The organism is Armatimonadota bacterium (assembly GCA_020354555.1).
In the GTDB taxonomy this organism is placed as follows: Bacteria; Armatimonadota; Hebobacteria.
Map to the genome: position 1 here is coordinate 907,632 of CP070648.1, position 8,619 is coordinate 916,250.

The window sequence follows — 8,619 nt, forward strand, 5'->3', positions numbered from 1 at the left end:
GGCCCTTGCCGAGTATCTCGCCCCCCGCGAACCCGGCGCACAGCGCCAGCGCGGGCAGGACCGGTATCGCGTAGCGAATGTGCTGGCTGAGCGCGAACCACACGCCCAGGCCCACGGCAGAGTAGATGAGCAGGAACTTGACCCGCTTGTCGAGCCTGCCGAACAAGAGCAACCCCGGCACCAGCGCGAGGATCAACGGGCCGATGGAGGTGTACACCAGTGGACGCTCCGGGAAGTTGGAGAACATGTGCCCGTACATCGTCAGATTCCACGGCACGAGCAGCAGTGACAGCGGCGACCGCCCGATGCCAAAGCCGAGCTGCTCCGCGCGGTACAGGCGCGCCGCCTCCGCGGTCCAGTACTTCCCGCCAAGCCAATCGTAGAAGAAGGGGAACACCGGATTCCCCGCCCACAGCCACGACTTGAGGTACCACGGCGAGCCGACCACCACCGCGACGAGAACGAGTTTCGCCGCCGCTCCGAACGCCCTGCTCGCCCCGGCGGACTCGCTGACGGCACGATGGTAGAACGCCGCCACAGCGAGGAATCCCAGCAGGCCGAACGCGGTCATCTTCACCCCGAGCGCGAACCCGCACAGCACTGCCGCGATCGACAGCCACGCCTCGCCGCGGCCCGACCACCAGTTGATGAACGCGTACAATGACAGCAGCGTGAGCAGCGCGGCCGCGATGTCGTTGAGCGCGACGGTCGCTTCCCACGCAATGATCGGCGCGGCGAAGAAGACAACAGCCGCCAGCGCGCCGTGGCGCCGTTCCCAATAGGCGCCACCGAACGCGAGCATTGCCAGCACGACCAACACGCCGCACAGGGTGTGAAACAGTTTCGCCGCCGCCTGGCCGTCAAGCGCCAGTCCGGCGGTGTAGAGCATTTCCAGCGTGAACGGGAAGTTCGAGTGACTCAACCACCCGATGAAACAGATGCCGTGCTGCTGCACGTACAGCTTGGGCACCGCAAGGTGGTATGACAACCCATCCCAATCGTTCGTCGAGGACGGCGCGAGCGCGCCGAGGATGGCAAGCAGCACCATCGCCAGGAAAAACCCGGTGACCGCCGTGCCGCCGACTGATACGGGCTGAGACAGGAACCCCCGCACGCCCCGCACCACACCCGCGATGAGGTGTCCGACATCTCGCCACGACACCGCGCACAGCGCGGCGAGGAGCACGAGCACGGACCATGCGAAAAGCGCGCCCGCCAGGCCGAGTGCGAGGATGAGATAGCCCGTGGCGGCGAGCCCGATGGCAGCGCCGAAGACTGCGCGCTCCAGGAACGAGTTGAACGTGAGGCCCGCGTCCAGGCGCAGGAGTCGCATGCCAAACGCGCACGCGATGGTCGCGGCTCCCATGGCTATCGCCAAACTGGTCAAACACTCCTCCTGGCGCGGAGAGGGACAGCTTCACGCGGGATTGCGATTGGCACGCTGCACGTCAAAGCCATGAGCGATCCCGGCTAGGGTTGCTGCAGCAGCGAACCGAGCACCGTGTCGGCGAGCAGCCCATAGTGCAGGAGCACGACCGCCGCGATCCACAACCCGAGCAGCGCGTGCGCGAGCCATGATTCACTGAAACGCATTTCCGCCTCCAACAGGACTGTCGCCACTGCCGCCTCGTCCCGCACAACCGAGCACTCGCCGACTCACGTGCCCGGCGCCTGACCCGCCGGTCTCTACTCGGGCAGCGGCAACATCTCACCCCTAACCGACGTCACCGCGCCGGCCTCGACGTTCACCTCCAACCGCCCGACGAAGCGGCCGTGGTGACCCGCGTGGGCGAGATAGCAGTGGCCGATCCGGCGCGGCGGATACATCGCCACATGGGAATGTCCGCCGAGGATCAGGTCTATGTGCTCGATCTCAGCCAGCTTTTCGTCGTGCTTCACCCCGAGGTGGCTCAGGCATATCAGCAGATCCACATCAGGGCGCAGCTTCCGCGACAGCCCGGCCGCGGTCTTAAACGGGTCGTCCCAGACGTAGTCCGTCACTCGCGCCCACCAGGACTGCGGCGACGTCACCTGGGGGGCAAGGCCCATGACGGCGATCCGTAAACCGTCGGATGACTTCCTTATGATATGACTCTTCACCTGCTCCGGCAGGGGCAGGCGCTTCGCCATCATGTTCGCCGCGAGGACGGGGAACGCCGCGTCGGCGAGCTTGCGCTCGAGCACGCGCAACGTCGGGTGGGATTCGCGATTGCCCATCGCCATCGCATCATAGCCGATTTCCGACATGCGCCGGAGGATGGGCTCGCCGGCGCGGGTGCAACCGAGGTTGCCGGCGCGGATCGCGTCCCCCGCATCGAGCAGCAGCACGTCCCGGGACGATTGCTTGCCGCCGCGCAGGAAGTCCGCTGCCGTATCGCCGAGGTGATTATGCAGGTCGCTGGTGTGCAGGATCGTGATTGACGACATGAACGGGAGCCCGTCCGCGTGAAGTCGTTCCGTCGGCCCGTGGCGCGCCGCGGCGGCGTTTCCGCGAGGGGCAGCGCGGCGGCGTCCGGCAGGCGAGGTCGTCTGCCGCTCCGTCCCGCCCGCAGGCCCGCCCTCGGGAACCGCTCTACGACGCCGGCCCTTCCTTGGGCTGCGGCGGCGGAGCTGGCTGCGACGTCTGCGCCAGCCCGCGAATGAACGGAGTGAAGAGGTCTATCGGCACCGGGAAAATCGTCGTCGAGTTGTGCTCCGAGGCGACGTCCGACAGCGTTTGCAGGAAGCGCAGTTGCAGCGCCATCGGGTAACCGCTCATGATCTTGGCCGCCTCGGCGAGGCGCTGCGCCGCCTGGTATTCGCCTTCCGCATTGATGACCTTGGCGCGCCGCGCGCGTTCGGTCTCGGCCTGATTGGCCATCGAGCGCTTCATCGCCTCGGGCAGCACGACGTCGCGCACCTCGACCGCCGTGACCTTAATGCCCCACGGCTCCGTCTGCTCGTCAATCACCTGCTGCAGCCGCAAGTTGATCTTGTCGCGCTCGGCGAGCAGCTCGTCGAGTTCGGCCTGGCCCAGGATACTGCGCAGCGTGGTTTGCGCGATGAGCGACGTGGCCTTGACGTAGTTCTCGACGCGCACCACGGCATCGTTCGCATTCATCACGCGGAAGTACACGACCGCGTCCACTGATACCGGCACGTTGTCGCGCGTCATAAGCTCCTGCTTCTGCACATCCATCGTCACGATGCGCAGATCAATGCGAATCATCTTGTCTATGATCGGCCACAGCCAGCGAATCCCCGGCCGCTTCTCTCCGATCAAGCGACCGAGGCGCAGCGTCACGCCGCGCTCCCACTCGCGGAGAATCCGGATTGATGTCCCCGCCACGATCACCGCCAGAATGATCGCCGCAATCGCCCCTGCTAGTGCTGGTTCCATTCCAGCCTCCTCGATGGCACCGGCTCAAGCGCGCGTGCTCAGTCGTGCGAGTCAGCGCCCAGGCCGTCCATTCTCCTCTGCTCGCCCAACCTGTTCGCCCGCCGCCGCTGCCGCCCCTGCCAGTGCTTCAGGCTACACGGACGGCTTCCGAGAGTGCCGCCGCCCGCTCGGCGCTGCGCTCGCGCATGATCTGCGCAGACCTATATCTCCCCAGACTCCCTGCGGCGCACGCGCAGCGTAAAGCCGTCCATCGCGACGACTTCGACCTCCTGCCCCGCTTCGATCGTTTCGTCGCCTTCGGCCACAGCGCGCCACAGCTCCCCCGCGACAAACACCGAACCCGTCGGGCTGAGCGCCGTGCGCGCCTTGCCACGAGCGCCGACGAGCCCCTCGACTCCGGTCGTGATCTTGGTCCAGTGCGCCCGCACGCCGAGGCCGGCGACGAACAGGAAGAAACCAGCGGTGAGCGCGGTCATCATCATCACCGTGAGCCACGAAACCCGCAGGAACGGCGTGGAGCGCCCGCCGTAGAGCATCAGCGAGCCGACGGCGAAGGCGATAATGCCGCCGAAGGTCAGCGCGCCATGCGACGGCGCCCAGATGTCGACGATGAGCATAACGACGCCGAGGATCAACAGCACGAGACCGGCGAGGTTCACGGGCAGCACCGCCAGCGAGTAGAAGCCCATGATGAGACAGATGACGCCGATGACGCCGGGATAGATGGCGCCGGGGTTCTGCAGTTCGAAGATGATCCCGTACATGCCGATGATGAGAAAGATGTAGGCCAGATTCGGATTGCTCAGGATGTGAAGGAAGCGCTCGATGAAGGTCATCGGCAGGTCTTCGGCGTCGGCGTCGGCTGTTTTCAGCGTGACCGTACGCCGCGGGAGCTTGACCTTGCGACCGTCGAGTTGCTTGAGCAAGTCCTCCGTATCCTCGGCGATGATGTCGATGACCTTCTCCTTAAGGGCTTCCTTCGCAGTGGAGGAAATGCTCTCGCGCACGGCATCCTCGGCCCACTTCGCGTTACGGCCGCGGCGCTCGGCGATGCTGCGCGCGGTGCTGGCCGCGTCGTTTTCCACCTTCTTGCTCATCTCGTCGGTCATCTCGCCGCCGCCCATCGCGACGGGGTGGGCCGCGCCGATGTTGGTGCTCGGCGCCATCGCCGCGACATGGGAGGCGAGCGTGATGATGGCTCCGGCTGACGCCGCGCGCGCCCCGACCGGAGCGACGTATACTACCACCGGCACCTGCGCGTTGAGCATGGCCTGGGTGATATCGCGCATCGAGTCGTCGAGCCCGCCCGGGGTGTTGAGCCGGACGATGACGGCCTGCGCTTTGTCCTCCTCCCCCGCCTCGATACCGCGCTCGACGTACGACGCAACCGGCGGGTCAATCACGCCGTCCACTTCGAGGACATAGACGAAGGCTCGCGGCGCCGCTGCAACCGCCACCGCCAGCAGAACCGCCGCCGCCATCGCGAATCCCAGTACTCGTGTCGCGCGTCTCATCCTTCTCCTCCCCACCGTCGCTCGATCTCCTCGATAATGGATCGCCGCGACGTGAGGGGCCGCTTCCCGCCCCAGACGAACGAGGCGTACCAGCACGGCATATTCGGCGCTTGTCCTTGCGCGTCGGCGAGCTGGTCCTGCGCGTGGCGGTGGGCGCGCCCCCGGTCAAAGAGATAGAGGAGCACCGCTACCGCAGCAATCCCGACCAGCCACACCCAGCCGGCGCGGGTGATCACGTACTGGAACATCGAGAACAGCACCCACAGCAGGCCCGCGATGCGCGCGCCGGTCGTCTTCCAACGCTCTTTCCACCGGAACCAGCGATCTCCTGAGATGCGCTCCTGCTACGCGCGGTACCCCGCGCCGCACATAGTGCACTTCCGCGCCATGAGCCGCCATCCCTCGCGCGCGTCGGAGGCGAGAACATTCAGTTCCCGCATCGCGTCCGGGATGCGCCACTGCTGAATCAAGCTGCACGCCAGCATGTTGCGTATCGCGGGATCGCCGGACTGCGCCCGGCGCACGCGTTCCAGACCCTCCGCCGCGAGATCGAAGCGGCGCTGCCGGTACATGCCGAAGTCATGCAGCAGATACGCCTCGGTGTCACGTACGCCAAGGCCGAGCAGGTGATTGACGGCGATCTCGGCCTTCCGTCCTTGGCCCGCAAGTGTTCGCGTCAGACCCAGCAGCCGCCACGCCGCGGCGTCACGGGGGTCGCGCCGCACGACTCCCGCAAACGCGCGCTCGGCCGCGAGCAGTCGTCCTCGCGCCAGGTGCTGCTTGCCCAGGGCGAGCCCGGCCGCCGGCGCGAAGGCGTAGTCCTTCAGCTTGCTGCGGTACCACGCCTCGTCGCCGCCCTCCCGCTCGGGCACACCCACGACGAGCTGCGCCAGCGGGCCTACCAGCGCCTCGGGTGAATGCGCTTGCGCGCTCTCGATCATCGCCCGCGCTGCACCAAGGTTGCCGAACACCTCCAACCGCTGCCCTCGGGCGAGCGGCACGTCGCCGTCCTCTGCGCCGGCGCCCTCAAAAGCCAGGCTCACGGTGATCTCCGCGCCACTCCAGGCGGGTTCCACCTCGGCGGTAATGGACCGCAGCATCCGCCAGGACAGGGCGCGCGGTCGCTCGGAATAGCGGGGCTTGTACTCCAGTCCACTCGGGGTCGCTTGAACGTGCTCCGCCTGGAGCGCCATGCCTAGACTCCGCCGGCCTCCGCGACGTTGACGAAGGCGGCAACCACCTGCGGATCGTACTTCGTGCCCGCGCTGCGCGTGATCTCGGCAATTGCGTCCTCGCGCCCATGGGCCGGGCGGTGACTGCGCGCCGCCGTCATCGCAGTGAAAACGTCCGCCACGGCAAGCACGCGCGCCGACAGCGGGATCTCATCACCCACCAGGCCATTCGGATAGCCGCTGCCGTCCAGGCGTTCGTGGTGGAAACGCACCGCGGGCTTGACCTCCCACGGGAAATGGAGCGCCTCGAGGATGTGCGTGCTCACCAGGACGTGCGTCCTGACGAGGTCGCGCTCGCGGTCGGTCAGCTTGTCGGCTTTCAGGAGGATGTGGTCGCCAACGCCGATCTTGCCGATATCGTGCAGTTGCCCGGCGATACGGAGGCCGTCTATCTCTTCCGCCGACAGGCCCATCCGCTCGCCGATCGCCGCCGCCAGACGGGCGGTTGCGTCGCTGTGTCCCTGCGTCAGTTCATCACGCGCCTCGGCCGCCTCGGCCAGCGCGCGCGTGATCTCGTACACCGTCCGTTTGTCCGTGGCAGGGCGGCCCTCCGTCGCACCATTGTTCGCCAGGCGCGCGGCGAACAGGTAGTCCAACGAATCCTGCTCTCGCTCTTTCAGCCGCGCATTCGCGAATACCCGCATAGCGCGGGACGGCACCATCAGCGCCCCGCTGCGCTCTACGAGAACGTCGGCGTGAATCAGCTCGACCGCCGCCGCTTCCTCCTCGCTGCTTCCCGGTGTGCCGCCGAGGACATTGAGCACGGCGTGCTTTTGGGGTTCCGACAGGCGCCGCCAGACACAGTGGCAGAACGCCTCACTCTGGTTGACGAACTCGGCGGAAGCGTGCGCGTAATCGGCGTCGGTCAGCGCGCGTGCGCCTTCGCCGGATCGCTGCCACAGCACCGAGCAGGCGAGCTGCACGAGGTACGGCTCGCCGCCGGTCCATTCCATGATGTGATCGGGGTCGACGTCCCACACCCGTCCCGCTCGATCGCTCAGGGCGTTCGCCATATCCCTCACCGCCGAGCGCGTAAACCGACCGAGGCGAATCGTCGTGCAGAAATCGCTCACGGATCCCGTTTCGCCTTGCGCCGGGGGCACGGACTCATCCCGCGGCGAATCGCCTGCAATGACGAACGCGCAGTTCGGGCGCGCCGCGAGGCTGCACACGGCGGAGAGGAAGCTGTGTCGCAGATCCGGGTTCTCGGCGACCGTCTCAAACTCGTCCACGAGGAAGGCGACTTTCGCGCCCGCGGCATCGAGTTCATCGAGGGCGGATTCCAATTCAGCGAGACCCAACTCGCCCATCGGCGACAGGCGTTCCTCGGCGCGGCGAACGGCAGGGCTGCCCGGGCAGCGCAGCGCCTCACGCAGCAGCGAGTGGAACAGGGCTTCGGGTTTCGCGCCGGCCAGTCCCTCCAGGCTGAGGTATGGGCGCAAGAAGGAGCCGGGGTTGACGCCGTGTTGGCGCAGTGTTTCGTCGCGCTGGAGGTGGAGCAGGACGGAGGTCTTCCCGCGCTTGACGCCGCCGACGAGAAAGCAGCTTTCCATGGCGGCGGCGCGGCCCAGGACGGCCGCAGTCTCCTCGCCGCGCCCGAAGAAGTACGCGGGGTCGAGGACCGGGCCTCGGTGGAAAAACGGACTACTGTTGCTTCTCATGGCGCCTCGCAATCCGCGATGCGACCCATGAAAAGATACAACGCGAGGCGCGGCGTGTCAATAGGCGGGAGGGCCGGGCTTGGCGGGCCGTCGCACGGATCGTGCCCTCAGGGCTCTTGCACATGTACGCTGCAGACCCGTTCCGCGGTTTCGCCAACAAACACCCTGTCGCGCGGCAGCGCGGCCGGCAATTCCGTGTTGACGTATCGGAACCACAGACGATAGGTGCCGGGGGATCTCAACCCTTCAAACAGTGGCACAAGGGAGATCTCATTGCCGTAGCAGTAGCGAGGCGCGAGAACGACGAAGCTATCCGCGCCGATGGCAGCAAGTCTCGCAAGCGGACCGGTATATTCGAGACGCCTTCCCTGCGAATCCTCGGCGCGAACTGCAAATGGCCCTTGCGCACCGAAACCGGGAGCGCTGGCCCAGAGATGCCGGCGTACAAAGACTGCTCCGCCTGAGTCGCGCAGGTTTCGCACGCCAACCGTGACTGTGCCGCGCCAGGCCTCATTAGCGGGGAAGACCACCTCCTGCGGGTAGACCCACACGCCGAGCTTGGCGTGCCCCTCAGCAAGCTTAGGCGCGCTTGCACTATCTCCCAGGGGCAAAGACAAGGCGAGAGGTATGAGCAAGAGCATTACGCGCGGCACATTAGAATCCTTTCCCGCTTTGCTCCTCAAATAGGTGACTGCCCTCATTTCTTGAGGCGTAAAGAACACGTCCTCACGGCGATTGCCGCGATGTGTCACGTGATACGGATAACCGGGCACCACCACTCCCGCGAATCGCGGCATCGCTCAAATCATAGGCCCGCTATCGGGGTCTGTCAA

Annotated in this window: 9 protein-coding genes; all 9 read right to left on the reverse strand. The window is 66.4% G+C overall.

What is annotated here, in order from left to right; genetic code table 11:
- A partial coding sequence (locus JSV65_03750) for a glycosyltransferase family 39 protein (protein UCH35475.1) occupies positions 1 to 1,387 on the reverse strand: 1,387 nt, incomplete at its 3' end.
- Positions 1,388 to 1,470: 83 nt separating this feature from the next.
- A complete protein-coding gene (locus JSV65_03755) occupies positions 1,471 to 1,620 on the reverse strand; it encodes a hypothetical protein (protein ID UCH35476.1) in 150 nt (49 codons plus the stop codon).
- A gap of 66 nt (positions 1,621 to 1,686) precedes the next feature.
- The gene (locus JSV65_03760) at positions 1,687 to 2,427 is read right to left on the reverse strand and encodes a metallophosphoesterase (GenBank protein UCH35477.1); all 741 of its coding nucleotides are present in this window, start codon (positions 2,425 to 2,427) and stop codon (positions 1,687 to 1,689) included.
- Between the two features lie 145 nt (positions 2,428 to 2,572).
- Positions 2,573 to 3,379 (reverse strand): slipin family protein, encoded by an 807-nt coding sequence (locus JSV65_03765; GenBank protein ID UCH35478.1) that lies wholly within the window; start codon positions 3,377 to 3,379, stop codon positions 2,573 to 2,575.
- A gap of 200 nt (positions 3,380 to 3,579) precedes the next feature.
- Positions 3,580 to 4,893 (reverse strand): nodulation protein NfeD, encoded by a 1,314-nt coding sequence (locus JSV65_03770; GenBank protein UCH35479.1) that lies wholly within the window; start codon positions 4,891 to 4,893, stop codon positions 3,580 to 3,582.
- Positions 4,890 to 5,141: a hypothetical protein gene (locus tag JSV65_03775; protein UCH35480.1), complete on the reverse strand. Its 252-nt coding sequence runs from the start codon at positions 5,139 to 5,141 to the stop codon at positions 4,890 to 4,892. Before JSV65_03775 ends, JSV65_03770 begins: the two co-directional genes overlap by 4 nt.
- 96 nt (positions 5,142 to 5,237) lie before the next feature.
- A complete protein-coding gene (locus tag JSV65_03780; GenBank protein ID UCH35481.1) occupies positions 5,238 to 6,086 on the reverse strand; it encodes a hypothetical protein in 849 nt (282 codons plus the stop codon).
- A 2-nt stretch (positions 6,087 to 6,088) separates the two neighbouring features.
- The gene (locus JSV65_03785) at positions 6,089 to 7,786 is read right to left on the reverse strand and encodes an HD domain-containing protein (protein ID UCH35482.1); all 1,698 of its coding nucleotides are present in this window, start codon (positions 7,784 to 7,786) and stop codon (positions 6,089 to 6,091) included.
- Positions 7,787 to 7,893: 107 nt separating this feature from the next.
- Complete coding sequence (locus tag JSV65_03790; GenBank protein UCH35483.1) at positions 7,894 to 8,583, reverse strand: hypothetical protein; 690 nt, start codon at positions 8,581 to 8,583, stop codon at positions 7,894 to 7,896.
- Positions 8,584 to 8,619 lie beyond the last annotated feature (36 nt).